This is a genomic window from Lacrimispora sp., assembly GCF_046972725.1.
Lineage (GTDB): Bacteria > Bacillota > Clostridia > Lachnospirales > Lachnospiraceae > Lacrimispora.
The window spans coordinates 834,379-859,020 of record NZ_JBKVXF010000001.1; the positions used below are offsets into that span (position 1 = coordinate 834,379).

General features: G+C 42.9%; 27 protein-coding genes and 1 riboswitch. Of the genes, 8 read left to right on the forward strand and 19 right to left on the reverse strand.

Annotated features, from left to right (window positions below; translation table 11 throughout):
- Positions 1-182: 182 nt before the first annotated feature.
- Genes ACLTWA_RS04195 through nirJ2 form a run of 4 tightly spaced genes read right to left on the reverse strand, consistent with a single transcriptional unit; the run spans position 183 to position 3,883 of the window.
- Entirely contained in the window at positions 183-947 is a 765-nt protein-coding gene (locus ACLTWA_RS04195) for an ABC transporter ATP-binding protein (RefSeq protein ID WP_412326306.1), read from the reverse strand.
- Positions 944-1,969 carry a FecCD family ABC transporter permease gene (locus ACLTWA_RS04200; protein WP_412326307.1) on the reverse strand — a complete coding sequence of 342 codons (1,026 nt, stop codon included), beginning with the start codon at positions 1,967-1,969 and terminating at the stop codon, positions 944-946. The genes ACLTWA_RS04195 and ACLTWA_RS04200 overlap by 4 nt, the downstream gene beginning before the upstream one ends.
- Entirely contained in the window at positions 1,929-2,867 is a 939-nt protein-coding gene (locus tag ACLTWA_RS04205) for an ABC transporter substrate-binding protein (RefSeq protein ID WP_412327173.1), read from the reverse strand. The genes ACLTWA_RS04200 and ACLTWA_RS04205 overlap by 41 nt, the downstream gene beginning before the upstream one ends.
- A 2-nt stretch (positions 2,868-2,869) precedes the next feature.
- Positions 2,870-3,883 (reverse strand): putative heme d1 biosynthesis radical SAM protein NirJ2, encoded by a 1,014-nt coding sequence (nirJ2, locus tag ACLTWA_RS04210; protein ID WP_412326308.1) that lies wholly within the window; start codon positions 3,881-3,883, stop codon positions 2,870-2,872.
- Positions 3,884-4,043: 160 nt separating this feature from the next.
- A riboswitch (FMN riboswitch) is annotated at positions 4,044-4,157 on the forward strand.
- A 146-nt stretch (positions 4,158-4,303) separates the two neighbouring features.
- Here nirJ2 and ribD point away from each other — a divergent pair.
- From ribD to ribE, 4 genes are read left to right on the forward strand one after another with little or no spacing between them, the layout of a single operon-like run.
- Positions 4,304-5,389 carry a bifunctional diaminohydroxyphosphoribosylaminopyrimidine deaminase/5-amino-6-(5-phosphoribosylamino)uracil reductase RibD gene (gene ribD, locus ACLTWA_RS04215; protein WP_412326309.1) on the forward strand — a complete coding sequence of 362 codons (1,086 nt, stop codon included), beginning with the start codon at positions 4,304-4,306 and terminating at the stop codon, positions 5,387-5,389.
- Positions 5,389-6,015 carry a riboflavin synthase gene (locus ACLTWA_RS04220; protein WP_412326310.1) on the forward strand — a complete coding sequence of 209 codons (627 nt, stop codon included), beginning with the start codon at positions 5,389-5,391 and terminating at the stop codon, positions 6,013-6,015. The genes ribD and ACLTWA_RS04220 overlap by 1 nt, the downstream gene beginning before the upstream one ends.
- Before the next feature lie 8 nt (positions 6,016-6,023).
- Positions 6,024-7,235 (forward strand): bifunctional 3,4-dihydroxy-2-butanone-4-phosphate synthase/GTP cyclohydrolase II, encoded by a 1,212-nt coding sequence (locus ACLTWA_RS04225; RefSeq protein WP_412326311.1) that lies wholly within the window; start codon positions 6,024-6,026, stop codon positions 7,233-7,235.
- 2 nt (positions 7,236-7,237) lie between these two features.
- A complete protein-coding gene (gene ribE, locus ACLTWA_RS04230; protein WP_412326312.1) occupies positions 7,238-7,699 on the forward strand; it encodes a 6,7-dimethyl-8-ribityllumazine synthase in 462 nt (153 codons plus the stop codon).
- A 205-nt stretch (positions 7,700-7,904) separates the two neighbouring features.
- On the opposite strand, the gene ACLTWA_RS04235 is transcribed toward ribE, so the two are convergent.
- The 5 genes from ACLTWA_RS04235 to ACLTWA_RS04255 form a co-directional block, all read right to left on the reverse strand.
- Positions 7,905-8,609: a type 1 glutamine amidotransferase gene (locus ACLTWA_RS04235; protein ID WP_412326313.1), complete on the reverse strand. Its 705-nt coding sequence runs from the start codon at positions 8,607-8,609 to the stop codon at positions 7,905-7,907.
- Positions 8,610-8,866: 257 nt separating this feature from the next.
- Positions 8,867-10,426: a citrate lyase subunit alpha gene (gene citF / locus ACLTWA_RS04240; protein ID WP_412326314.1), complete on the reverse strand. Its 1,560-nt coding sequence runs from the start codon at positions 10,424-10,426 to the stop codon at positions 8,867-8,869.
- Between the two features lie 66 nt (positions 10,427-10,492).
- Entirely contained in the window at positions 10,493-11,404 is a 912-nt protein-coding gene (locus tag ACLTWA_RS04245) for an aldolase/citrate lyase family protein (RefSeq protein WP_412326316.1), read from the reverse strand.
- Positions 11,401-11,703 (reverse strand): citrate lyase acyl carrier protein, encoded by a 303-nt coding sequence (citD, locus tag ACLTWA_RS04250; protein WP_412326317.1) that lies wholly within the window; start codon positions 11,701-11,703, stop codon positions 11,401-11,403. The genes ACLTWA_RS04245 and citD overlap by 4 nt, the downstream gene beginning before the upstream one ends.
- Before the next feature lie 84 nt (positions 11,704-11,787).
- Positions 11,788-12,042 carry a hypothetical protein gene (locus ACLTWA_RS04255; RefSeq protein ID WP_412326318.1) on the reverse strand — a complete coding sequence of 85 codons (255 nt, stop codon included), beginning with the start codon at positions 12,040-12,042 and terminating at the stop codon, positions 11,788-11,790.
- A 405-nt stretch (positions 12,043-12,447) separates the two neighbouring features.
- On the opposite strand from ACLTWA_RS04255, the gene ACLTWA_RS04260 reads away from it, so the two are divergent.
- Together ACLTWA_RS04260 and citC are read left to right on the forward strand one after the other, a co-directional pair.
- The gene (locus tag ACLTWA_RS04260; RefSeq protein ID WP_412326319.1) at positions 12,448-13,323 is read left to right on the forward strand and encodes a LysR family transcriptional regulator; all 876 of its coding nucleotides are present in this window, start codon (positions 12,448-12,450) and stop codon (positions 13,321-13,323) included.
- A complete protein-coding gene (gene citC, locus ACLTWA_RS04265; protein WP_412326320.1) occupies positions 13,316-14,362 on the forward strand; it encodes a [citrate (pro-3S)-lyase] ligase in 1,047 nt (348 codons plus the stop codon). The genes ACLTWA_RS04260 and citC overlap by 8 nt, the downstream gene beginning before the upstream one ends.
- A 194-nt stretch (positions 14,363-14,556) precedes the next feature.
- On the opposite strand, the gene ACLTWA_RS04270 is transcribed toward citC, so the two are convergent.
- The 4 genes from ACLTWA_RS04270 to ACLTWA_RS04285 form a co-directional block, all read right to left on the reverse strand.
- On the reverse strand, positions 14,557-15,159 hold the full coding sequence (locus ACLTWA_RS04270) for an FMN-dependent NADH-azoreductase (RefSeq protein WP_412326321.1): 603 nt from the start codon (positions 15,157-15,159) through the stop codon (positions 14,557-14,559).
- A gap of 201 nt (positions 15,160-15,360) precedes the next feature.
- Positions 15,361-16,482: a Na+/H+ antiporter NhaC family protein gene (locus ACLTWA_RS04275; RefSeq protein ID WP_412326322.1), complete on the reverse strand. Its 1,122-nt coding sequence runs from the start codon at positions 16,480-16,482 to the stop codon at positions 15,361-15,363.
- 18 nt (positions 16,483-16,500) lie between these two features.
- Complete coding sequence (locus tag ACLTWA_RS04280; protein ID WP_412326323.1) at positions 16,501-16,788, reverse strand: hypothetical protein; 288 nt, start codon at positions 16,786-16,788, stop codon at positions 16,501-16,503.
- A 26-nt stretch (positions 16,789-16,814) separates the two neighbouring features.
- Entirely contained in the window at positions 16,815-17,423 is a 609-nt protein-coding gene (locus tag ACLTWA_RS04285) for an aminotransferase class I/II-fold pyridoxal phosphate-dependent enzyme (protein ID WP_412326324.1), read from the reverse strand.
- A gap of 126 nt (positions 17,424-17,549) precedes the next feature.
- Here ACLTWA_RS04285 and ACLTWA_RS04290 point away from each other — a divergent pair, with 126 nt between their 5' ends.
- Both ACLTWA_RS04290 and ACLTWA_RS04295 read left to right on the forward strand, forming a co-directional pair.
- The gene (locus ACLTWA_RS04290; protein ID WP_412326325.1) at positions 17,550-17,804 is read left to right on the forward strand and encodes a helix-turn-helix domain-containing protein; all 255 of its coding nucleotides are present in this window, start codon (positions 17,550-17,552) and stop codon (positions 17,802-17,804) included.
- 280 nt (positions 17,805-18,084) lie between these two features.
- The gene (locus ACLTWA_RS04295; RefSeq protein WP_412326326.1) at positions 18,085-18,228 is read left to right on the forward strand and encodes a FeoB-associated Cys-rich membrane protein; all 144 of its coding nucleotides are present in this window, start codon (positions 18,085-18,087) and stop codon (positions 18,226-18,228) included.
- 121 nt (positions 18,229-18,349) lie between these two features.
- Here ACLTWA_RS04295 and ACLTWA_RS04300 read toward each other — a convergent pair whose 3' ends face one another.
- The 6 genes from ACLTWA_RS04300 to hcp (ACLTWA_RS04325) all read right to left on the reverse strand — a co-directional run bounded on the left by ACLTWA_RS04300 (position 18,350) and on the right by hcp (ACLTWA_RS04325) (position 24,490).
- Complete coding sequence (locus tag ACLTWA_RS04300) at positions 18,350-18,970, reverse strand: DUF4367 domain-containing protein (RefSeq protein ID WP_412326327.1); 621 nt, start codon at positions 18,968-18,970, stop codon at positions 18,350-18,352.
- Complete coding sequence (locus tag ACLTWA_RS04305; RefSeq protein WP_412326328.1) at positions 18,960-19,580, reverse strand: RNA polymerase sigma factor; 621 nt, start codon at positions 19,578-19,580, stop codon at positions 18,960-18,962. The genes ACLTWA_RS04300 and ACLTWA_RS04305 overlap by 11 nt, the downstream gene beginning before the upstream one ends.
- Before the next feature lie 63 nt (positions 19,581-19,643).
- The gene (locus ACLTWA_RS04310) at positions 19,644-20,174 is read right to left on the reverse strand and encodes a hypothetical protein (protein ID WP_412326329.1); all 531 of its coding nucleotides are present in this window, start codon (positions 20,172-20,174) and stop codon (positions 19,644-19,646) included.
- Between the two features lie 225 nt (positions 20,175-20,399).
- Complete coding sequence (hcp, locus tag ACLTWA_RS04315; RefSeq protein ID WP_412327174.1) at positions 20,400-21,950, reverse strand: hydroxylamine reductase; 1,551 nt, start codon at positions 21,948-21,950, stop codon at positions 20,400-20,402.
- A gap of 238 nt (positions 21,951-22,188) precedes the next feature.
- Positions 22,189-22,725, reverse strand: a complete 537-nt coding sequence (locus tag ACLTWA_RS04320; RefSeq protein WP_412326330.1) for a flavin reductase family protein — start codon at positions 22,723-22,725, stop codon at positions 22,189-22,191.
- Positions 22,726-22,858: 133 nt separating this feature from the next.
- Positions 22,859-24,490 carry a hydroxylamine reductase gene (gene hcp, locus ACLTWA_RS04325; RefSeq protein WP_412326331.1) on the reverse strand — a complete coding sequence of 544 codons (1,632 nt, stop codon included), beginning with the start codon at positions 24,488-24,490 and terminating at the stop codon, positions 22,859-22,861.
- Positions 24,491-24,642: the final 152 nt, after the last annotated feature.

Consider the following 24,642-nt stretch of genomic DNA (forward strand, 5'->3'; position numbering starts at 1 on the left):
GTTCGATTATATTTTCAATATTCTTCCGGTTGTTTTTATAAATTTTATAATTATTTTATTTTATATCCAATAAAGTTTGAATTCTTTTGTTATTCCCCTTATTACCGAAACATCGGGTAAATAAAGCGGAACGCCGCCCCGGACTTGCCGGTAAGTGTTCTGCGCATGGAGACGATAGATTTTTACATTTTTATAATATAAAATTGGGATTTTTCTGATTCCGAAAAGCTTTGGATTTTCACATGAAAGGTATCGCCAATGCTTTGATGCAGCTCCTCATCAAGCACAGAATGATAGGATTTGATTTTTCCTTTTTCCATTAATAAGATAAAATCTGCATAGTTTAGGGCCAGAGCCATATCATGCAGAACCATGACGACTGTTTTTCCCAGGGTTTCATTTAATTCCCGAACCAGTTCCATTATTTCATAGGAGACATTTATATCCAGATAAGTAGTCGGTTCATCAAGAAATATATACGGTGTATCCTGAGCCAATATCATGGCAAGAAACACCCGCTGGCGTTCCCCTCCGGACAGCTGATCCATGTTTTTATACTTAAGGGAGCTGCAGCAAGCCAGTTCCATGGCATACTCTGCAATGGTTTTATCCTCTTCTTTAAAAGGTCTTAAAGGAGACTGATAGGGGTATCTTCCGGATAAGACCGCACGTTCCACTGTCATTTCAGGAATAAGGTTATTTTGCAGAAGTACAGATACTTTTCTTGCAAAATTCTTCCGCTTAACGGCACCAATTTCCTGCCCATCCAAAAGTACTTTTCCCTTCTGTGGACGCAAAAGGCGGGAAGCCAGCTTTAATACCGTACTTTTTCCGCACCCGTTTGGACCGATGATCGCCGTTACTTTTCCTTTTTCAAAGGTTACGTCCATATCCTGTATCAGCGGCTGCTGATTGTAGGAATAAGTCACTTTTTCAAATCGGATCATTCTTTTCCTCCGTTTCTCCTGTTTTTAAAGATCAGATACAGAAAAAAGGGACTTCCAATCAAAGACATTAAAATCCCAACCGGCAATTCGTAGGGAAGGAAAATTGTCCTTGCAAGCAGGTCGCACAGAATTACAAACATCCCTCCCATAAGGGCACTGGCAGGAATTACGAAACGATTGTCTGATCCAATGAGCAGCTTCACCCCATGGGGAACCAAAAGCCCCACAAAGCCGATCAGTCCGGCAAAACTTACAGCGGAACCGGCAAGTACGGCAGCAATTGCAAGATACAGACACCGGCTGACTAAAATATTCATACCAAGTGTTTTTGCGCATTCCGCCCCCAGATGGAGAAGGTTTAATCCGCTGGAACAAAGCATTGCAAGCATCAGACCTAAAAGGATAAGGACAGCCGGGAAGGCAATGGCATTTGCCGTCAGGGAGGAAAGCCCCCCTACCAGAAAATTGCCTGCTCCCACATAGGCATCCGGACAAAGGATCATAATGGTATTCATTCCGGCACTGAAAATGCTGTTGATTACAAACCCGGTCAAAACCAGCAGCAGCTGGGACATTCGGCTGCCTGCACCGGCTAACAGTACCAGCATGGAAGCCAACAGCGCTCCAAGAAATGCTGACACCGGAAGCAGACCGGACTGTGCCGGAAACAGAGCAGATGAAAGAAGAACAAAAAATCCGGCTCCGGCGTTGACTCCTATGATGTTCGGACTTGCCAGCGGATTATTCAGCACAGACTGTATGATGGTTCCCGATACCGCAAGACCGCTTCCCGCTAAAAGCGCCCCAAATACTCTTGGCAAGCGGACGGTCATAATAATCCGGTATAAAAAATCATCCGGATCGTTCCGGATCAAAGTATCAAAAAACACAGGCACTCCAATGGGACTTGCTCCCAGGCACAGGCCTGAACCAACAGAAATCAAAAGACCGGCTCCTGAACACAGCAAAAGGAGCAGCGCCTTACGATTGGTTCCCATAAAGGATTTCAGAAAGGTATGCATAACTATCTCCCCATTTCGCATCTGGCTTATACAGAAACTTTTCCTTTGGCAAAATAATATACCGTCCATTTTGCACTGCACTCAGGCCGTTCCATGCCGGATTGTTTTCTACGGTCTTTTTTAAGTTTTTTTCAGCCAGTTCTTCATCATTTCCCATGGCAACAACAAAGATATAATCGGGATCGGCTTTTATAATGGATTCTATATTAAACTCCTTTAACAGGCTCTGATTTTGATCTGCAATGTTTACACAGCCTAAATCCTTTAACATCTTTCCGGTCATGCACTGAGAATTCTTAACAATGGCTCCGCCTGAATAGGTTATGAGAAGCAAAACGGTCTTAGGCGTTTGATCCTTGCTTTTTGTGATGATGGTATGAATCTGCTCTTTCACCGCCAGACCATTCTTTTCATACAAATCGTCCCGGCCTGTAATATCCGTACAGATTTTAAGCATTTTTAAATAATCTTCAAAGTAAGTCACATCAAAATAAGCGGCGGTAATTCCGGCCTGCTTAAACGTTTCCTTTAAAGCCACATGTTCCTTTGTCTCAGAAGACAGGATCACAAAGTCCGGATCACATGCCAGGATCTGTTCCACACTGGGATTGTTGTAGGTTCCTACCGTAACTACAGGTTCCGGAAGTGTCAGCCCTCTTTCCTCAAAAGCATCATCTGTAACTGCCGTCAGCTCTCCTCCGGCATCCAGCCATATTTCTGCAAAACTGCCCATAAGAGCCACCACTCTTTCAGGCTTTTGAACAGCAATTTCCTGATCAAGCGCATCTGCAAAACGGTACCCCTCTCTGGAAGGCGGCGGTTCCTTTCCGTTATCGCTGCAGCCTGACAAAAAGCCTGCAAGCAGAAAAAAAATCACTCCAACCATCATTCTTCTCACTTTCAATCTGCCACAACACCTCCTGTTTCCAATTGCTTTCCATAGGCACAGTAACTGTCCTCTGCCATATAGTCGCCTTCATGGTAATATCCTGCCCTTGCGCGGCAGCCGCCGCACTCTTTTTCGTAGATACAATCACGACATGTCCCTTTATATCGCCGTGTTCGCAGATTTTTGAATAACCGGCTGCTTTTCCATATCTGATCAAAGGGCTGTTCCCTTACATTACCTGCTTCCTCTACCATATAGGCACAGGGCCTGACCGTTCCCACAGGATCAATGATACAGTAGGTCAATCCGGCAAGACAGCCTTTTGTAAAACGGGTTTTCACATCCATCTGCCGGGCTACCCGGATAAATTGTGGTGCACAGGTGGGCTTTATATCAATGGAAACCTGCTTCTGCTTCTCCATAATGGTTTTTAAGAGTTCTTCATATTCCATCACCTCCAGGGAGGTTTTTTCCAGAAACTTTCCTCTTCCTACCGGAATCAGGAAAAATAAGTAACTGGCGATTGCTCCTGATTCCACACAGAAATCAATGATATCGCATACTTCCTTTTTATTCCAGTCCATGATGGTCGTATGGATCTGAAAGGGCAGACCTGCCTTTTTGCAGTTTTCTATCCCTTTCAAAGTCATTTGAAATGCATCCTCTTTTCCCCTGAAAAAGTTATGTCTGTCTTCTTTTAAGCTGTCCAGGCTGATGCCCATGGCCTTTGCACCGGACTGCTTTAATTTCATGGCTGTTTCTTCTGTGATCAGCGTCCCGTTGGTTCCAAAGACCGGACGCAGTCCTATGGAAGCGGCGTAAGAGACCAGTTCAAAAATATCCGGACGCATGAGCGGCTCTCCTCCGCTGAATATCATAATCTTAAAACCGGCTGAGGCTATCTCTCCGATCATTTTCTTTGCTTCGTCTGTGGTCAGTTCCTCTGCGCTTTTTCTGCCGGCATCCTGATAGCAATGCCTGCATCTTAAATTACACTGATTGGTGGTCAGCCACGATACAATCATCCATTTTCTCCTTCCCTATACGTTTTGCCCATAGTGATTAAAAGTATATGCCTATTATATGTACAGGGCCCGTTCCATAGAATCAGGCTTTCCGGACTCCTTGAAGTTTAAGGCACTTGACAACGCTTTTTCTTCGTGCTATATTAACAAATAATTGAATACATATCTTCAGGGCAGGGTGTAAATCCCTACCGGTGGTAAAGCCCACGAGCCGCAAGGCTGATTCGGTGTGATTCCGAAGCCGACAGTATAGTCTGGATGAAAGAAGATGCAGACACATTTTTATGTGCATGGTATATTCACTCTGAAATCGTTTTGATTTCGGAGTTTTTTGTTTTTTATACCATTCCCCTCCATCATGTGATTACAGGCCTTGAACGATATCGGTTCAAGGCATTTTATATTTTAGGAGGTGTGCTGTTGACAGACATTGATTACATGAGAAAAGCATTGGCTCTTGCAAAAAAAGGGGTTGGCTGGGTCAGTCCCAATCCAATGGTGGGGGCTGTTATCGTAAAGGATGACAGGATTATTGGAATGGGCTTTCACCAGCGATCTGGTATGCCCCATGCGGAGCGTGAAGCCCTATTAAACTGCATGGAATCTCCTCAGGGAGCAACCCTTTATGTGACTCTGGAGCCATGCTGTCACTATGGCAAAACGCCGCCATGCACCGACGCAATCATCGAAAGCGGAATCCGAAAGGTTGTCATCGGTTCCCCGGATTCCAACCCTGTTGTAGCCGGCAAAGGAGTCAAAACCTTGCGTCACCATGGAATCGAAGTTACGGAAGGGATTCTTTTGGAAGAATGCCGAAAACTCAACCAGGTCTTCTTCCACTTCATGGAGAAACAAACACCCTACGTCGTAATGAAATATGCAATGACGATGGACGGAAAAATTGCCACTTATTCCGGAAAATCCAAGTGGATTACGGGGGAATCCTCCCGTCTTCAGGTGCAAAAAGACAGACACAGATATTCCGGAATCATGGTTGGTGTAAATACCATACTCGCCGACAACCCTATGCTGACCTGCCGCTTAAACGGCTGCAAAAGCCCCAGCCGTATTATCTGTGACACCCGCTTAAGGACGCCTTTAACGGCCCATGCCGTTCAAACTGCCAGTCAGTACAAAACCATTCTGGCTACCTGCTGTACCGATGCGTCCAAAATAAAACCGTATGAGGAGGCCGGATGCCAGGTCCTTACGGTTTCTCAAAAGGAAGGACGGGTGGACTTAAAGGAACTGATGATACAGCTTGGGAAACGGAACGTGGACAGCATTCTTTTGGAAGGCGGAAGCACGTTAAACTGGTCCGCTTTAACAAACGGAATCGTAAATAAAGTGCAGGTTTATACCGCACCAAAGTTGTTTGGCGGCATTGACGCAAAATCTCCCATCGGCGGCACCGGGGTGGAATCTCCAGACCATGCGTTTGCATTATCGCCGCCCCGGATCACAGTACTGGGAGACGATATCCTTTTTGAAAGCGAGGTGCTTTGATGTTTACAGGTATTATTGAAGAAACCGGTATTGTGCGCAGCGTAAAAAAGGGGGCACGTTCTGCGGTTCTGACCATTGGCGCATCCGGGATACTAAAGGATATTAAAACAGGGGACAGCATTTCAGTCAATGGCATCTGCCTGACCGTGACTTCTTTTACTCCTACGGAATTCACTGCAGATGTGATGCACGAAACCATGATCCGCTCCTCTCTTTCAAGGCTTCCTTCCGGTTCCATGGTGAACCTGGAACGGGCAATGCCTGCGAATGGCAGGTTTGGCGGCCATATCATCACCGGACACATCGACGGAACCGGAATCATCCGTTCCATGGAACGGGACGGCAATGCCATCTGGTATACCATACGGACGACGAAAGAAATATTGCGTTACATTGTAGAAAAAGGCTCTATAGGGATCGACGGCATCAGCCTGACCGTTGCCAGACTGTCAGAAAATGATTTCAGCGTATCCGTTATTCCCCATACTGCCAGGCAAACAACCCTGTCCGTCAAAAGGGTTGGGGATACTGTCAATCTGGAAAACGACTGTGTAGGAAAATATGTTGAAAAATTCCTTGGAGCTGCTGCCCCATTAAATAACATTTTTTCATACAGTCAGAATTAGGAGGGAATATGTTTCATTTTAATACGATTGAAGAAGCACTTGAAGATCTGCGCCAGGGTAAGGTCATACTGGTTACTGATGATGAGGACCGGGAAAATGAAGGGGATTTGATCTGTGCGGGCCAGTTTGCCACTACGGAAAATATAAATTTTATGGCTGTCCACGGAAAAGGACTGATCTGTATGCCCATGAGCGCTGCCCTTTGTCAAAAACTTCAGCTTCCTCCAATGGTTCAGGATAATACCGATAACCATGGAACTGCTTTTACGGTTTCCATTGACCACATCAGTACCACCACCGGAATTTCTGCACAAGAACGTGGAATTACAGCCCGTGCCTGTGTGATGGAAGACGCAAAGCCGGAGGACTTTCGCCGTCCGGGTCATATGTTTCCTTTAATCGCAAAATCAGGCGGTGTTTTAGAACGGAACGGTCATACGGAAGCAACGGTCGACTTACTTCGTCTTTCCGGTCTGAAAGAGTGCGGATTATGCTGTGAGATCATGAAGGAAGACGGAACCATGATGCGCACTCCGGAATTAATAAAACTGGCAGAAGCTTACGGCCTTACCTTCATCACCATCAAAGAACTGCAAAATTACCGCAAAAAGCATGACAAACTGGTAGAATGCGCTTCCGTGACGAAAATGCCCACCAAATATGGGGAGTTCAAAGCCTACGGCTATGTAAACAAGCTCAATGGGGAACATCACGTTGCATTGGTCCGGGGAGAAATCGGAGATGGAACCAATCTCCTGTGCCGCGTCCATTCGGAATGCCTGACCGGGGATGCCTTTGGCTCTCTCCGCTGCGACTGCGGCCAGCAGCTTGCGGCCGCCATGAAACAGATGGAACAGGAGGGACGGGGCATTCTTCTCTATATGCGGCAGGAAGGCAGGGGCATCGGCTTGATCAACAAGCTTCGTGCCTATGAATTGCAGGATCAGGGGCTTGATACTCTGGAAGCAAATCTGGCTTTGGGTTTTGACGGTGACATGAGGGAATATTACATTGGTGCTCAGATACTGAAGGATCTGGGTGTGAAGACTCTGCGCCTGCTGACGAATAATCCGGATAAAGTATACCAGCTTTCTGATTTCGGAATGGAAATCACAGAACGGGTCCCTATCCAGATGAGTGCCACCGCCTATGACTTGTTTTACTTAAAGACCAAACAGTCCAAAATGGGACATCTGTTAAATTATAAAAAGGAGCTTTGATCATGAACATATTTGAAGGAAAATTAGTATCTGAAGATATAAAAATAGGTATTGTTGCCGCCCGCTTTAATGAATTTATAACCTCAAAGCTGCTTTCCGGCGCTCTGGACGGACTAAAGAGGCATGAGGTCTCCGACGAAGACATTGATGTGGCCTGGGTACCCGGAGCCTTTGAGATTCCGCTCATCGCATCAAAAATGGCCAAAAGCAAAAAATACGATGCCGTTATCTGCCTGGGTGCCGTCATCCGTGGCAGCACCAGCCACTATGATTATGTCTGCAATGAAGTTTCAAAGGGAATCGCACAGATATCTCTTGCCAATGATATTCCCGTATTATTCGGTGTGCTGACAACAGAAAATATTGAGCAGGCCATAGAACGCGCCGGTACCAAAGCAGGAAATAAAGGCTTTGACTGCGCAGTCAGTGCAATAGAAATGGTAAATCTGATGCGTGCATTTTAATATTTTTTCATTTTATATATAAAAAAGACAGCCTCCATTTCATGGAGGCTGTCTGATACTTATACTACAAAAATTCAACAGCTTCAGCCCTGCCTTGATTCTTTCTGTCCCAGAAGATCCCATCGTCCGTTTTTCAGGGGCTAAGCTTTTCACATTACCGCTCTCATAAAAATACAGCGCTTTACTATCTTTCGTTCATTTGCTGTCAATCGTTCTGTAAGTTTTCCAACTTATCTAAAAGCTGCAGCATCCATTGGTTATTCTGATCTATAAACCTTTTGCCAGCCAGTATTTCACTGACTGACTGTATATAGGTGCCCGGAACCATCTCGTCCCTGCAATTTTCAATTAAATCTGTGATGATCTGCCTCGTATTCTCCAAATGGAATTGGAATCCATACACCCTTTTTCCATAGGCAAAAGCCTGATTCCTGCAGGCCTCATTGGTAGCAATCAGCATGGACTCTTTCGGCAAATCGGTAAAGGTGTCTCCATGCCATTCAAAAACAACCGGATTTGGCGGAAAGTGAGAAAACTGGGGCAAAGCCATAGCCTCTTTTGTAAAAGTCACTGGAAACCAGCCAATTTCACTGTACTGATTTTTTACTACCTTTCCGCCAATCACGTCCGCAATCAACTGTGCTCCCAGACATAAGCCAAGGATTAACTTATTCTCGCTGATGGCTGTCTTTATAAATTCTTTTTCTTTTATCAACCATGGATATGTTTCTTCCTCATAGATATTCATGGGACCGCCCATAATAACCAGCCAGTCAAAATCCTCCCCAGCTGGCAGTTTGTCGTCCTCAAATAACCGGGTACAGGTAACGGGATACTTCCTGCTTTCGGCCCAGCTAAGAATAATCCCGGGATTTTCAAACGGTACATGCTGCAGATAATGAATTCTCATAATAGCTCCTTCTTTTAAAATTTCAGCAACTTCCTGAGCACTAAGGAGATCATTCTCTATAAATTAATCCTCCATTAGATAAGAATATAATGCTTCAGTGCCCAAAATAATAATAAAACATCAGATGTTTATTCAGAATCTTACGCCACACGGTCAATAATATTTTGTAATATTCTATTATTTTGAGCCAATCACTGTAATATTACCATAACAGAACAATCATGGCAAGAATAATTCAATCTGCTGGAAACCATCTGTCAATCCAATACAAGGGGCTTTATCTTTTTTACAACATCTAAAAGTGTTCCGTCTCTTGCTTCCACAATGGCTACAACCTTGTCTTCCCATTCCAGTTTATCCGGAGTTCCCACCAGACTATAAGCCTTATCTTTCAAATATTCAATTGTCACACGAGAAATCCCTGCGCTGTCAAGACATTCCTCCAGATCCTTTCTTAAGGGGTTTACCGCAATTCCATAATCCGTAACCAGAACATCTACGCAGTCTCCGGGTGTGGTAACCGTAACGACACGGTCACACACCGTAGCCATCCTTCCTCTGGTCAGAGGGGTTACGATAATACAGCATTTGCTGCCGGCCGCGGTATCGGGATGACCGCCCGGGGCACCTCTTAGGACTCCGTCCGAGCCTGTAATAACATTTACATTAAAATCCGTATCAATTTCCAGAGCAGATAAAACCACAAAATCCAGCATATTGACATAAGCACCTTTGTTTCCCGGATTTGCATATTCGCTTAAGCTGATTTCCAGATGTTTTGGATTCTTAAACAAATGGTCAATGGCACCCTGGTCAAAATCCTGCGTATCAAGAATATATTCCACCAGTCCCTTATCCTGAAGCTTGCAGATAGAACTGCTGGTCCCGCCCAATGCAAATTTCATTTTAATTCCCTTATCTGTCATATGGCCTTCAAGAAAGCGGTTTACTGCAAGAGAAGGTCCTCCCACTCCGGTCTGGAAGGAAAATCCGTCCTTGAAATATGGGGTTGCTGCAATGATTCTTGCAACATCTTCAGCCATCATCAATTCTCTTGGATTTTCCGTCATTCTTGCTTCCTTGGTAGAAATCTTTTTCGCATCTCCAATATTTTCCACAACACATACACAATCCACATCAATGGCAGAGATGGATGACGGCATGTTGGGGAAATCCACCAGTGTATCAGTAATGATTACTGTATGGTCGGCATAATGGGCATCATGAATGGCAAATCCCATATTTCCGCAGTTATTTTTTCCGCCTACGCCCTTGGCATTACCAAATTCATCGGAAGTGGAAGCGGCCAGGAATGCAATATCAATATGAACCTCTCCTGCTTCCACGGCTCTTGGCCTTCCTCCGTGGCTTCTGATAATTGCAGGGGTTGCCAGCTTTCCCGCTGAAATGACTTCACCGATACGTCCCCTCACACCAGACGTCTGTACGCCAATGATCTTACCCTCTTCAATATAATCTGCAATAATATCCTGTGCGCTTCCAAGAGAAGTTGCTGCTACTGTTATATCCTTTAACCCCATCTCTTCCACCAGGACCTTTGCTACCATGCTTGCCACATAATCTCCGTCTCTGAACTCAGTATGGAAGGAAAATGTCATTCCGTCATGGGCACCGCATCTTTCACAGGCTTCCCGGATGCTTTTGCACAGTTTACTTTCCACTGGCTTTACAAAACGGCATGCCTTTGGTGAATCCTTTTTTATATACTTGCCATCCATATAGTATTTTCCCTGATAGACCTCTTTTCCATTTTTAAGAAGCTCATCCGGAATCTCTCTGTTCACGGCGTTTATCATTTCATTACTTCCTTTCTCAATCAATTGTTCATACCCTGTGTTCTTTCTTTTCCCTGCGGCCGTTTCCTATAAGTCTCCCTGGTAGACGCCGCATGCTTTGGCTAAATCAAGAATTCTTCTGGCATCCTCAAAGAATGGAATATCAACCATTTTCCCATCTACCGTGTAGACACCAATGCCGGAATCGGCCTGTTCGTTAAAGGAACGCACCAGTTTTTCTGCATAGGCAATTTCTTTTTTAGTCGGAGCAAATGTTTCGTGTACGAAACGGATCTGTTTAGGATTGACCACACTTTTTCCATCAAATCCCATTTTATGGTTCTGGATTACTTCGGCCCGAAATCCTTCCATGTCATCAATATTGGGGAACATGGTATCAAAGCACTGGACACCTGCTGCTCTTGCTGCCAAAAGCATCTGGCCTCTCGCCGCCAGCATCTCAATCCCGCCTTCTTCGATCTGGACATGCATGCTTTTACGGAAATCTCCGCCGGAAATCGCACAGCCAAACATTCTGTCTGAGGCGGTAACAATTTCATACGCATTTAAAATTCCCTTGGGACTTTCTAAAGCTGCCATGAGAAGTGTTCTTCCCACTTCCACACCGAATTCCTTTTCTGCCATTATCACATGCTCTTCTACGGCCTTTACGTCTTGTGCGCTTTCGCATTTGGCAATTCTAATTCCGTCTGCTCCGCCTGCAACCACACATCGGATATCTTCCTTCCAGTGAGGGGTATCCAGTCCGTTGATTCTCACGATAACTTCTGTTTTGCCGTAATCTATATTTTTAAGGGCATGATACAAGGAGAACCTTGCCGCATCCTTCTGGTTTTCTGCAACAGCATCTTCTAAATCCAGAATAATGCTGTCCGCACCGTAAATATACGCATCTTTAATCAGCCCCGGCTTCTGTGCATTCATGAACATCATGGTACGGCGAAGGCGTTTCTTCTCTGGCTTTGGTCTTGTAATCATCTGACATTTCCTCCCCATGAAATATTTTCATTGGAAATACCGCAGCTTCTGTATACTGCACAGCCAACACGGGCTTTAATGGTACATTCTAAAGCTCCCTTGTCAATCACCGTCACTTTTCCTGTTTTAACTTCTAGTTCTTTTAGCGTTTTTTCCACCGCTTCCTTTATCTGCCGGCCGTACTGATTCATGACGCTGCTTTCGATCATAACACTCAGTTCGCTGCTGCAAGGCTCAACGGTTACCTGAGCGTCGCTGGACTCTAAGGTTCCGGCAATTGCCGTCTGTTTAATCTCCATAGCTTATCTCCTTCTTTTTCGTATAACATATAAGTTGTATATAATAAGGCTGCTGTTCTTACCGCAGACCTATCAGCAAAGTTCCTATATTCCCAGAGCTAAAAGAAATATACCAAAGGCCGACATGCCAAAGAATAACAGAAAAAGTTTCCTTTGCTCTTTCTCTCTTTTTTCCATTGCCCGTTCCATTTTCTCCACTACATCCCTGATACGAAAACTGTATTGGTTCAGTACACTTCCATCAAATGTATGAGTGGAATATTGGCCGAATGATTCATATGGCACCTGACTCTTTATGGGCTCTGAATTTTTAGCAACTGCCTTCTTTCTGATTTCCATGGCTTATCCTCCTTTGCATTTGCAAAATTGTAACAATTTTATTCTTGCAATTCATTGACAGGGAACAAAAATACTACATCAAGAAAATATTTTCTATGCTATTTTCTTTCACTGATTTTACCAGTTTTTTTGTGTAATTAAGGCAAAAAACCAGCATATAGCCTAATCATAAGATAGCATTCATTTTAATAAATGTAAAAGTCCTATTTTTCCACTATTTACATTCTAAACAGGAATGTATACAATTGTTTACAAAGGATGTTCCTTTGTATAAAATATACTTTATAAAGAAAGCATAAGAACCTGTGCCCCGGTTCTATTACTTATTGGCTGACCTTGATGCTCTGCTATTAAAACCGATAAACATTTTTTATAAAACCATTAGATTCTTGTAAGGAGTTACGTATGGATGAGAGAGATTTTGAACTTTTAAAAACTCTGGGAAAAACAAAGAACATAACCCGGGCGGCTGATTTGCTGTACGCTACCCAGTCCTCTTTATCAAAAAGGATCAGCGCAATTGAGCATGAACTCGGTATCACTCTTATGCTTCGCTCCAGACATGGAATTCATTTCACGCCGGAGGGGGAAGAGGTTTTAAAACGAACCGCGCAGGCAGCCAATCAGCTGAAAATCATGAGAGAAGCGATTGACGAAAAGAAAGGATATGTCTGCGGTACCTTAAATGCAGGAGTATCCATTAACTATGCTCTTTTCCGTCTATCCGGACTTTTAGCCAACTATAAAAAAGCATACCCCAATGTAAATACTCACATTATTACGGATCAAAGTAAAAAATTATATCTTCAGCTTATGGAAGGAACCGTTGATGTGGCTATATTAAGAGGTGATTATGCCTGGACAGGAACAAAGCTTTTGCTTGAAAAGGAAAAAATCTGTGCCATATACAGTGAAAAATATAAAAACAGATCATTTCACGAAATCCCATATATTGGAAGAAAGACAGATATTGAATTTGAGAGGGAGTCTGTCCGGTGGATGAGGGAGAATGGCCTGCAGCCGGAACAAAATGGAATCTACGTAGACAATATCATTACATGTGTAGGAATGGCGGAACAGGGACTTGGCTGGACCATGGTGCCTGAAATATGTCTGGGTGGGTTCCATGGCTGCGTACAGCCTCTGTTCTTCCAAAACGGAACAGCATTTGAACGATCCACCTATGTTTTATGTTCTGAGATGGCGCTTTTACTGCCTCAGATCAGGGCTTTTATTGATGTTTTAAAAGGTTACGACCAAAAGGAGAAAAACAATGAGTGACTATAATATTTCCAGAGTTTCACCCAATGATAAAAGAAGCAATCAACTGATTGATGAACTGCTTTTAAGAGAAGGAATCCGCAGGGACAAGAACCTCGATTACACCTGTGCCATGTTTGATGAAGATTTCAATGTAATCGCCACGGGAAGCTGTTATGGCAACACCCTTCGCTGTCTTGCCGTAAGCAGCGAACACCAGGGAGAAGGTCTGATGAACCAGATCATGACACATTTGACAGAGGTCCAGTTTCACAGGGGCTATTCGCACCTGTTCCTGTACACAAAATCCTCTGCTTCCAGATTTTTCTCTGACCTGGGCTTCTATGAAATTGTAAGCATTGCCAATAAGGTGGTTTTTATGGAAAATAAAAGGCGGGGATTCAGCGATTATATTGACCGCTTAAGCGAGAATAAGAAAACAGGAAAATCGGTGGCCGCCATTGTGATGAACGGCAACCCCTTTACCTTAGGGCACCTTTCCCTTGTAGAAAAAGCGGCGAAAGAAAATGATGTACTTCATCTGTTCATTGTCAGTGAAGATGTGAGCCTTGTTCCTTTTGAAGTAAGAAAACGCCTCATCATGGAAGGTACGGCACACCTTTCCAATATCTGCTACCATGACAGCGGCCCTTACATTGTAAGCACGGCTACCTTTCCAAGCTATTTCCAAAAGGACGATGAAGCAGTAATAGAAAGCCACGCCCTTTTAGATCTGGGGATTTTCGTAAAAATTGCCAAAGCCCTCGGAATCAACAAACGGTATGTGGGGGAAGAACCCAACAGCCAGGTAACGGCTATTTATAATGATATTATGAAAGAAAAACTACCGGAGTCAGGCATTGACTGCGTCATCATCCCAAGAAAAGAAACAGCCGGAACCGTAATCAGCGCATCAACCGTAAGAAAGCTGATCAAGGACGGAGAATTTTCTCTTTTAGGTAACTATCTTCCAAACTCTACCCTTCGCTATTTTCAAAGCGCGGAGGCAGAACCTGTGATTCAAAAAATCCGGGAAGCAGAACAGGTAATTCATTATTAATCCTGCAATCCATGGGCGCTGCAAAATAAAGCTGCGGCATAGTTTCTACAAAAATCATTCGCTAACATGAAAAAACGCCTTGATACGGGTTTTTATAACCTGAATCAAGACGTTTTTTCTATCTTACCATTAATTTAGACGGATTGGCAACGGCCTCATTAATCAGGAACAATTAGTGGCACCGCTGTTTCAGCTTAAAATGTTTTTGCAAATTCTCCTGCTTCTTCAATGGTTTTTGTAATGATTGCATCAACATCAACGCCCATTACGTCAAGCTGGTCTGCCGCTATGGTGGTATAATCGGTCACTCCCATAAAGCCCAGAACGGTTTTTAAATATCTGTCTCCCATCTCCATCTCTGCTGCAATTCCGGTACTGTAGGCACCGCCTCTTGTGGTGAAATTCACTGCTTTCTTTCCCTTACATAATCCGATTGGACCATCTGCCGTATACCGGAAGGTAATAGAGGAAATACAGACATAATCAATATAAGCTTTTAAAATTGCCGGTATGCTCAAATTCCAAAGGGGTTCTGCAAACACATATTTATCTGCCTCCGCAAACTGATATGCGTATTTTAAAACCGGATGATCTTTTCCCTCTCCTGGTGTGGGGGTATGATAGGCAAGATCCTGCTCCTCCAGGAAATGAATTCCCAGCTTATAAAGATCCAAAACTACTACCTCATCTTCCGGATGAAGCTTCTGATACTGACTGATAAAAGCATCCGATATTTTAAAGGTTCTGGAGACACCTTCGGGTTTTGCATTTGCTTTAATATAAAGAACTTTACTCATAGATGAATTCTCCTTACTGTATTTTTATATTGTTAATTTTTAAACAATCCCATGCAGACCTTACTTTCGTCACTGTCATCATTTGGAATATCTTTTATTATACAACCAATAAAAATGAATTGATAGACCCTTTAAACACTTTCCAAAAATTTAATATTTTTTCTGCTTTATTTCCATAAATTTTCATTATATTTTATTTAGTTACCTTTTTTTCAATTGCTCTCCATTCTCTCCTTCGTAAGTTCTTCCCCAGCCGATGAACACAGAGACCAGTAAAACCACAAACAAGCACATTGGGTAAAACATACCCGAGGCGATCTCAGCAGCATTCAGCGGTTTAACGAATTCGTAGCCCTGAACCAACAATGCTCCTATGTATACGAATACACTTAAAAATGGAACACATACCGGAATCGAATTTGCAAAACCATCCAGAAGGTTTGCCCTGCGGTAAGGATGAATGTCCTTTTCTTTTCCTACCTGATTTAAAATTGGTCCAAAGGTAATAATGGCCGCACTCGTTACTCCGCCAAATAATAGCGTAGTGATGCAGATTCCAGCTGCGGAAATCAACTCAGTTCCCCTTGCACTTTTCCCGGCGCCACTGTTTAATATGGCTTTAATAATCATATCAAATGCACCTGCACTTCTTAATACACCCATAATACCGAATACAGAGATAACAAGGGTTACTGTTCCCATCATGTTAAAAATACCCTTTACCAGGAATCCGCCAGGGGCTCCATCTGCCACATTTGCAATATCGGCAGGCTTAATTAACCCAAATATAAGACCAGCGGCAGAACCTAAGATCAAGCCTGCTGTAATCGCTTTGTAAATACTTCTTGTCCGCACGGAAACAAGCAGCATAATAACTACCGGAACCAGCATAATAAGGCTCTTGGAATTCATACTTGCTTCTAACATCTCACTTGCACCTTCACCGATAGAATGTCCACCACCAAAGATAAAAAATAAAACAGTTGCAATGATCCCTGCCACTAAAGAATATTTTAGTCTGCTGGATACCACGCCACCGATATCTGCAGTACCGCCCTTTTTATATTCCTGTGTTGATGCGGACATAATCGTTGTATCAGAAATAGGTGCAAGATTATCGCCAAAGATTGCTCCGGACAGAATTGCTCCGGCAAGTACTGCTGGATTGCACCCCAGTAACACTCCGGCCGGATAAAATATTGGAAAAGCGGTAAACATGGTTCCAATGGAGGAACCGGTAGCCGTCGCAATCACGCAAAGGGAAATAAACGTAAATGCCGTAAATGCTCCCCCACGGATTCCCATAGAATCTGCCAGCCACACAAAACCACCGGATACATTTCAGGCTTTTATCATTTCAGAAAACATACCGATTACAAATAAAATCAAAACAATGGAAATTGCAACCTCATCTGCGATTCCTGCACAGACAGATTTCCAGAAATCATCATACTTTTTAGCAAATAAAGCTCCAATCATTAAGCCTGCAAAAGCTCCCATTGCCAACGCATACATTTCAAAGGTTTTAAATACTACAAAGTATAAGATACAGCTAATCAAAAATACGGTTAATGGTATGAATGCAGATACTATTCCACCGAAAAATTCCAAATTCTTCTTATTTTCCATGTTGTTGTTCTCCTTGTTTTTCCGATTTAGTTAAAATGAAGATTCTTTTCTTCCGCCAGAGTGATCAGGGCCTCTTTTATTTTCTCAAATGCTTCTTTTGCTCTCATTTCTTCTGCAAAGCAGGCATGAACAATCCTAAGATGTCCTTCTCCGCAAAGCGGTCCATAGGGTGAGCCTTCATTTACAGATATTTTGGCATGTTCCAAAATGTAAGCTGCCACTTCTTTACTCGTTCCAAGTTTTGAAATATTGATCCAGGAGAGAATGCCGCTTTCAGGCTTAACTGCTGTTACACCAGGAATGCTGCTGAACACTTCATAAGCGATGTCCCTTCTTCTTTCCAGCACATCATGATAATGATTTAAAATGGATTCATCCTGCAATGCAGCAATTGCAGCCTGTTGCGCCAGGGTATTGGTCGCACCTAAGACATTCACAGCTCCACCATATAAAACATCCATGATATGATCATCCGCAACAATATATCCTACACGGAAACCAGATAATCCTAATCCTTTTGATATAGAAAATACAGTTACTGTCCGTTCCCACATACCAGGCACGAAAGCTGGTGATACAAATTTAATCCCATCATAAATATGGTCTTCAAACGCCTGGTCACAGACTAAGATCAAATATTAAAATCTACTACGATCCCACTTCTTGGGGAAAATAAACGGATCATCGGATTGCTTTGTATAAACTTTTACACCAGTATTTCTATATCGGATTTTGTTTCCCAATTATACCCTCAGTCCCATATGCAGCTTGCTGAAGCAAAAAATATTGAAACATTTTCCGAAAATATTGATGATCTTTTAGAAAGTACATTAAATGAAATCCGAGAAAATATTATGAACGATCCATCCATATCTTCTGCAAATAAGAATAAAGAAATTATAATTGCTCTGGAACAGCGCGGCATATTTAATATCAAAGATTCTGTGGTTAAAATTGCCAATTTATTAAATATATCAAAAAATACGGTTTATCTTCATTTAAGGAATTTAAAATAGAGGACCCAACCCTTTTTGCTGCCTCATTCAGTTCCAATAGTTTCTATTTGTTCCCTAGGTACCCAAATGGTGCCTACTTTACGATACATAAAATGAGTATTATAATAAACTTATATCGTTTGATACAAGTGGCTGAAGGGTGTTTTTATACAAACCGTTTTCGCCTGTATTTTTATCCGATAAGGTTAGCCATGTCTAACCCGGAGGTATTAAGGCGGAAGGCACTTCAATAACGAATACTTTCCATTATAAAATCAAGCATTAAAAGGAGGTTTTTATTATGATAGCAACGATTATTATAGCAGCACTGATTGCTGCCTATGTTGGATTCGTTATTATACGCAGAATCCAGAAAAGAAAAAACGGAGAAGCCGGCTGCGGATGTGGCTGCGGCTGCTCCGAACTACCGGAAGACACCAGATAGCTTAATAATGAAACGTACATAGACGGAGCAGTTTCCTGCAATGACTGCAATTTGCGGAAAACTGCTCCGGATGTTTTCAGATCATCAAGTCCTCTGACCAGTCTCCGGTTTCATAAAAGCATTAGTGTACGCTCTGTACGATATCCAGTATCTGATCCTGCGTAATTCCATTGTTCAGTTTTATGGAGTATGAATATCCTTTCGCCTGCCAAACGGCCAGAACATAGTGATCCTCATCTCCTTTTATGGTCACACTGATATCATCGGACAGAATGCTTTTCACGCTGGTATACTGGTTATAATCTCCGCTCACGTCCTCATCACCGGCAGACATCCGGTAAGAAACTGCCTGGTCTTTACCGGTGTAATCAATCTGAGCGGTCTTCTTCCAGTAGGAAGTGAACCGGATTTCTTCTGCCTCGAACGGAAGCTTCTGCACCTGGCGGACGTTAAAGCCAACCGCCTTGGATAAATCCTTAACAGAACGGTACGTTGTAATATCAGGAATCACCTGCTGGGGAAGCTCTGAGGACGGATTTATGGTATTGTATACAAGATAGGACCCAACAAATAAAAATGCAACGCAGGCAGCAATGGACACATATCTCCGATAGGAAAAGGAATGGACCGGTTTTTCTTCTGTTTCCATTACGTCTAATTGACGAATCCGCTCCATGACCCTGTCGTGAATTTCCGGTGTCACTTTGATCTGTTTCATGATCTCATTGTATCTAGACGCCAAAATCGTACACCTCCTTTAAGATTTCCTTCAGCCTAAGTCTGGCTCTAAGCAGCAAAGACCGGACCGTGGTTTCTTTTTTTGATAAAAGTTCTGCAATCTGCGCCGTATTATATCCTTCCTGATAAAAGAGATGGACGATCTCTCTGTATTTATCCGGCAGCTCTTTGACCGCCTCCCACACAAAAGCCAGGTCCTCTGCTTCCTCAGCAGCCAGATCTTCACTCAATTCATCAGTTCTTCGGATTTGATTGTAGGAAATTTTATTTTTGCTGATATTGATGGCCACACGCATAAACCATGCCTTTTCATGGCTGTCTGACTTAAATTGAGGCATTGTTTTTATATACTGGACAAGCGTGTCCTGCAACACGTCTTCGGCATCGCTCCTGTTATGAAGATAGGAATAGGCCAGACGCAAAATATTGTCACCGTATAGCTGAAGCATCCACTCAGTATTTACATTGATCTGGGCCCTGCGGGCCTCATCGCTGACGGCCGGTGCCTTTTTATCTTTTTCCAGCACACGCGGAGCAAATAAACGCAGATATGTATTCTTTGAAATCAGAAAAAGCTGAGTCAGCGCATATTGAATGTTATATACTCCTGTCATTTTATCACCTCCAGGTATGGGGAAAGCACACTGCATTTACCAGCCTTCTCTTCCCTGTTCGTTTTATTGAATACTGCTGATCATATCACTTATTTCAAGGCTGCTTATACCGGCTTCTGCCGGGTCCGCAGAAACAGCAAAGGAATATTCTCCGTCTTCCCACACGGCAACGCTTACTTTTCCGTCGTTCCCCCTGGTGGATACCTGAAATTTTCCTATTGCAGCTGTAGTATTTTCCTTATAGGAATTATAATCACCGCTGATGTCACTCCTTCCCCTGGCTTTTCGGATTTGAATGGATTTTTCCCCATCTTCATAAATGAGCTCGATCATGTCATGGTCTATGGCACGTATGGCAGACTGGGTATATCCCTGCGGCATTTGTTCAAATACTGCAGCTTGAAATCCCGCAATTATTTCAGCCTCTTCTATCGTATTGCAATCCACAAATGGATTGGGGAGTTGTACTGTCTCCTTTGTAAAACCTTCACTTTTTGTCTGTTTCTGTGGCTTTTCTTTTGCTGATGCGGTATTTGTGCAGGCAGCCAGAGCCAGAGTCATAATACACATGGTAATTACAATTAATTTTTTCATAGTTTTTCCTTCCTGTTCGGATATTTAATGTGGACCGTTTCACGGTCCTGCTTTATATACACATGAGAAGGCAAAAATGTTGCAAAATAAAAAAATTATCATAAAAACTTTTAGCAGATGAGGAATATTATATTGATAGTATCGTTTTACCGGAATATTTGCAATACCATATTTATTATATCACAAAAAAGACCTGACTGCCGGGTGCAATCAAGTCTTTTCTCTTTAACCAAGTATTTTCTTTAAATCTTCCTCTGGTGAACTGATAGGTCCAATATTATATTTTTCTACTAAGATGTTAAGCACATTGGGAGAAATAAATGCCGGTAATGTAGGCCCTAAGAGAATATTTTTAATTCCAAGGGAAAGCAGGGTCAAAAGGATGCATACTGCCTTTTGCTCATACCAGGAAAGGACCAGAGACAAAGGAAGATCATTTACATCACATTCAAATGCATCAGCCAGCGCAAGAGCTACTTTTATGGCACTGTATGCGTCGTTGCACTGCCCCATATCCAGTATTCTCGGAAAACCATCAATATGTCCGAGATCAAGGTCATTGATACGGTATTTGCCGCAGGCGAGGGTCAGGATTATGGTATCCATAGGCGTCAGCTTTGCAAATTCCGTATAATAGCTTCTTCCGGGAGCAGCGCCGTCGCAGCCGCCAATCAGAAAGAAATGGCGGATTTTCCCTTTCTTAATCAGGTCAATAATAGCTCCGGCTGAGGATAACACGGTTCCATGTGCAAATCCCGTTGTTACTGTGGAGCCATCATTGATTCCCTTCATATGCTCATCTTCTTTATATCCGCCGCACTCCAACGCTTTTTCAATAACAGGCGTAAAGTCTTTATCCTCTCCGATGTGGACCAGATCCGGATAAGAAACCACGGAGGTAGTGAATACTCTGTCACTATAGCTTTGTCTTACAGGCATCAGACAGTTGGTGGTAAATAATATGGGGCCGGGGATATTATGAAATTCTGATTGCTGGCTCTGCCATGCCGTTCCGAAATTCCCTTTCAAGTGTTTGTATTTTTTAAGCCCCGGATAACCATGTGCAGGAAGCATCTCGCTGTGTGTATAGATGTTGATTCCTTTGTCCTTTGTCTGCTCCAGAAGGAGTTCCAAATCATGGAGATCATGACCGCTTACTACAATAAAAGGCCCTTTTTCAATCGTCAGAGGAACTTCTGTTGGAACAGGTGTTCCGTAGCTCTCCGTATTTGCACTGTCAAGCAGTGCCATGCATTTAAAGTTTACTTCACCAGTCTTTAATACCAGGGGAAACAGCGTATCCACGTCATAATCTTCCCCAATCGCACATAATCCCTCATAGAAGAATGAAGTAACTTCCGGATCTGTAAATCCCAGTGCAAATGCGTGATACGCATATGCAGCCATGCCCCGAAGCCCGAATAAAATCAACGATTTTAACGACCGGATATCTTCATCATCTTCCCATATATCCCGCACATCGTAGTTTTTCGTATCTGCTGCAATCTTTTCTTTTTCACGGGCAACCTTATCAATCAGGTCTATGATGGTGTCATTATAAAAGTTTACATTGGTGATTGTTGTAAATAAGCCCGTAATGATTAGTTCATCGGATTCTTTGGTGGGCTTTGCCGATTGTACTGCTCTGGAAAGACCAATGAGGCCACTGGTTAATTCATCCTGATAATTAGCTGTATCGCACTTTTTACCGCATACACCGGCTTTTCCTTCGCAGCCGGTATTATGAGCTGTCTGCTGACACTGAAAGCAAAACATTTCCTGCATAACGATTAATCTCCTCTCTGAAACCCGCAGATGATTTTAAAACATACAGAAAATACTATTTCCAGCATCCTCCATTATTATTCCTACCTGCAGACAGGAAAGAGTCTTTTTTTTCTTCCGGTAACATAAAAAACGCCTTATCTGAACAGCTCTATTCCATTCAGACTAAGACGCTTTTCCTGGCGCTTCCCTTTCTATTACTGCTTAAGGAATCACATAACCAGCAGATTTATTTCATATTGCGATACCCTTTGCTGTCACCATCACCAACATAAAAGAGATTATCAAATGCAGATACATTCAGCCGTCCTGAATCATTTAAATAGGCTTCTGACACAAGACGTCCTTTGATTTTTGCCAGAATATTTGTAATTCCCATATGGTTCTCACTTTCAATCACATCTGTCAGTCTGCATTCAATGGAAATGGGGCATTCTTCGATGATGGGGGCATTGACAACCTTTGATGGCACCGGTGTCAGATGAATGCTGTCAAACTTTTTGCATTCTGCTCCTGTATTCTTTCCGCAGAAATTCACCGCTTCCACCTGGCTGCTGTCCACGACATTTACAACAAAATCAGATACTTCCTTGATTCGGTTCAGGGCATATCCCTTGGTACTGAAGCCAAGAGCCATCATATCCTTTAACGTATAGGATGAAGATATGGTTGTTACATTGGGAGTTCCATCTGTATCATAATAACTGACCAGAACGATTGGAAAGCCGTAATACAGCTTATCATAATATACGTTTTCCTTTTTCATGTTTTCCTCCATTCAATCGTGAAATATTTCATTGCATCTGTAAGCCAGCACTTACCATATAATAGTACCAAAAAAGGTCCGCCAAAGACGTTGCACAGGCAACATCCTTGACGGACTTCTATTGTTGATCCGATTATGCGTTCATGAATAATTCAATATCATCATCCACACTGCCGATTCCAGCAATACCAAAGGTCTCAACAAGGACATTTGCAACATTTGGAGATAAAAATCCTGGTAATGTTGGTCCTAAGTGAATGTTCTTAACACCTAAGTGAAGCAGTGCCAGAAGTACAATTACGGCCTTCTGCTCATACCATGCGATGTTGTAAGCAATCGGAAGTTTATTAATATCATCAAGTCCAAATACTTCTTTTAACTTTAATGCGATCAGCGCAAGAGAATAAGAGTCATTACACTGTCCTGCATCGAGAACTCTTGGAATACCGCCGATATCCCCAAGCTCCAGCTTGTTATATTTGTACTTTGCACATCCAGCGGTAAGGATTACAGTATCCTTCGGAAGCTTCTCTGCAAATTCTGTATAATAGTTTCTTGATTTTGCTCTGCCGTCGCAGCCTGCCATTACAAAGAACTTCTTAATGGCACCGGATTTCACAGCGTCTACCACTTTGTCTGCAAGTGCAAATACCTGATTATGTGCGAAACCGCCTACGATGGTGCCAGTCTCGATTTCTTCCGGGCTTGGAAGCTTCTTTGCAAGTTCAATGATCGCTGAAAAATCCTTCTTTCCATTCTCATCTGCCTCAATATGAGTACAGCCTGGGAAACCGGTAGCCCCTGTAGTGAAAATTCTTGATGCAACTTCCGGGGATTTTGGAGGAACGATACAGTTCGTTGTAAAGAGAATCGGTCCGTGGAAGGATTCAAATTCTGTTACCTGTTTCCACCATGCATTTCCGTAGTTTCCTGCAAAATGTTCGTATTTCTTGAATGCAGGATAATAGTGAGCCGGAAGCATCTCGCCGTGGGTATAAACATCCACACCTGTGCCTGCTGTCTGCTCTAAAAGCTGCTCCATATCCGTTAAGTCATGACCGGAGATAAGAATCGCCGGATTCTTTCTTACACCGATATTAACGGTAGTGATCTCCGGATTGCCGTAACGGCTTGTATTGGCCTCATCAAGAAGTGCCATAGCGGACACGCCAAATTCACCGGTCTTTAAAGTCAGTGCCACCAGATCATCGGCGGATAAAGTATCATCAAGTGTTGCGGCCAGAGCTTCATACATGAACGCATAGATATCGTTGTTCTCTTTGCCGATGTTAAATGCATGCTCTACATAAGCAGCCATACCCTTGATACCGTAAATGATCAGTTCTCTTAAAGAACGAACATCTTCATTTTCTGTAGCAAGCACACCTACAGTTGCTGCCTTGGCGAGCATGGATTCTCTTGTATCTACAGTAAATAATGCAGCATCACTATTGCCATGATACCCCTTATCCTTTGCAAGCTGGTCTCTTAATCCAAGTACCTTTACAATCTGTGCTTCAATTGCATCCGCATCAAAGTTTGCATTTGTAATTGTAATAAAGAGGCTTGTCACCATCTCCCGGTTAATTGTAACGATATCGGAAGCCTTGGTGTTTGTCTTTACAACCACCTCAGAAATTCCTTTCACTGAATAGACAAGCAGATCCTGAAGCTTTGCAACCTCCTCGGTCTTGCCGCAGACTCCCATTACGGTACATCCTGTGTTCTTTGCTGTCTCCTGACACTGATAACAAAACATGCTCATATTCCTTACCTCCTGTAGTAAATTATTATGCATAACACCCTTTATTAAAAAGGTGCTTGTTCTCGTCAACATCTTTGTTGAGAATTGTAAGATAGGGGAACATTTACTCGTATTTTGTTCTGTTCCCGATCCTTGTACAGGATAACATCATC

What these genes read in the sequence shown, in the direction of transcription:
- ribE (WP_412326312.1), top strand. Translation starts at nt 7,238, where the DNA reads ATGAACATATTTGAAGGAAAATTAGTATCTGAAGATATAAAAATAGGT.
- ACLTWA_RS04245 (WP_412326316.1), bottom strand. Translation starts at nt 11,404, where the DNA reads ATGATTACAAGACCAAAGCCAGAGAAGAAACGCCTTCGCCGTACCATG.
- ACLTWA_RS04280 (WP_412326323.1), bottom strand. Translation starts at nt 16,788, where the DNA reads ATGGAAAATAAGAAGAATTTGGAATTTTTCGGTGGAATAGTATCTGCA.
- citF (WP_412326314.1), bottom strand. Translation starts at nt 10,426, where the DNA reads ATGATAAACGCCGTGAACAGAGAGATTCCGGATGAGCTTCTTAAAAAT.
- ACLTWA_RS04310 (WP_412326329.1), bottom strand. Translation starts at nt 20,174, where the DNA reads ATGAAAAAATTAATTGTAATTACCATGTGTATTATGACTCTGGCTCTG.
- hcp (WP_412327174.1), bottom strand. Translation starts at nt 21,950, where the DNA reads ATGTTTTGCTTTCAGTGTCAGCAGACAGCTCATAATACCGGCTGCGAA.
- ACLTWA_RS04270 (WP_412326321.1), bottom strand. Translation starts at nt 15,159, where the DNA reads ATGAGTAAAGTTCTTTATATTAAAGCAAATGCAAAACCCGAAGGTGTC.
- ACLTWA_RS04235 (WP_412326313.1), bottom strand. Translation starts at nt 8,609, where the DNA reads ATGAGAATTCATTATCTGCAGCATGTACCGTTTGAAAATCCCGGGATT.
- ACLTWA_RS04200 (WP_412326307.1), bottom strand. Translation starts at nt 1,969, where the DNA reads ATGCATACCTTTCTGAAATCCTTTATGGGAACCAATCGTAAGGCGCTG.
- ACLTWA_RS04255 (WP_412326318.1), bottom strand. Translation starts at nt 12,042, where the DNA reads ATGGAAATCAGAAAGAAGGCAGTTGCTAAAAATTCAGAGCCCATAAAG.
- ACLTWA_RS04290 (WP_412326325.1), top strand. Translation starts at nt 17,550, where the DNA reads ATGCAGCTTGCTGAAGCAAAAAATATTGAAACATTTTCCGAAAATATT.
- hcp (WP_412326331.1), bottom strand. Translation starts at nt 24,490, where the DNA reads ATGAGCATGTTTTGTTATCAGTGTCAGGAGACAGCAAAGAACACAGGA.
- citC (WP_412326320.1), top strand. Translation starts at nt 13,316, where the DNA reads ATGAGTGACTATAATATTTCCAGAGTTTCACCCAATGATAAAAGAAGC.
- citD (WP_412326317.1), bottom strand. Translation starts at nt 11,703, where the DNA reads ATGGAGATTAAACAGACGGCAATTGCCGGAACCTTAGAGTCCAGCGAC.
- ACLTWA_RS04220 (WP_412326310.1), top strand. Translation starts at nt 5,389, where the DNA reads ATGTTTACAGGTATTATTGAAGAAACCGGTATTGTGCGCAGCGTAAAA.
- ACLTWA_RS04295 (WP_412326326.1), top strand. Translation starts at nt 18,085, where the DNA reads ATGATAGCAACGATTATTATAGCAGCACTGATTGCTGCCTATGTTGGA.
- ACLTWA_RS04320 (WP_412326330.1), bottom strand. Translation starts at nt 22,725, where the DNA reads ATGAAAAAGGAAAACGTATATTATGATAAGCTGTATTACGGCTTTCCA.
- nirJ2 (WP_412326308.1), bottom strand. Translation starts at nt 3,883, where the DNA reads ATGATTGTATCGTGGCTGACCACCAATCAGTGTAATTTAAGATGCAGG.
- ACLTWA_RS04225 (WP_412326311.1), top strand. Translation starts at nt 6,024, where the DNA reads ATGTTTCATTTTAATACGATTGAAGAAGCACTTGAAGATCTGCGCCAG.
- ACLTWA_RS04195 (WP_412326306.1), bottom strand. Translation starts at nt 947, where the DNA reads ATGATCCGATTTGAAAAAGTGACTTATTCCTACAATCAGCAGCCGCTG.
- ACLTWA_RS04260 (WP_412326319.1), top strand. Translation starts at nt 12,448, where the DNA reads ATGGATGAGAGAGATTTTGAACTTTTAAAAACTCTGGGAAAAACAAAG.
- ACLTWA_RS04305 (WP_412326328.1), bottom strand. Translation starts at nt 19,580, where the DNA reads ATGACAGGAGTATATAACATTCAATATGCGCTGACTCAGCTTTTTCTG.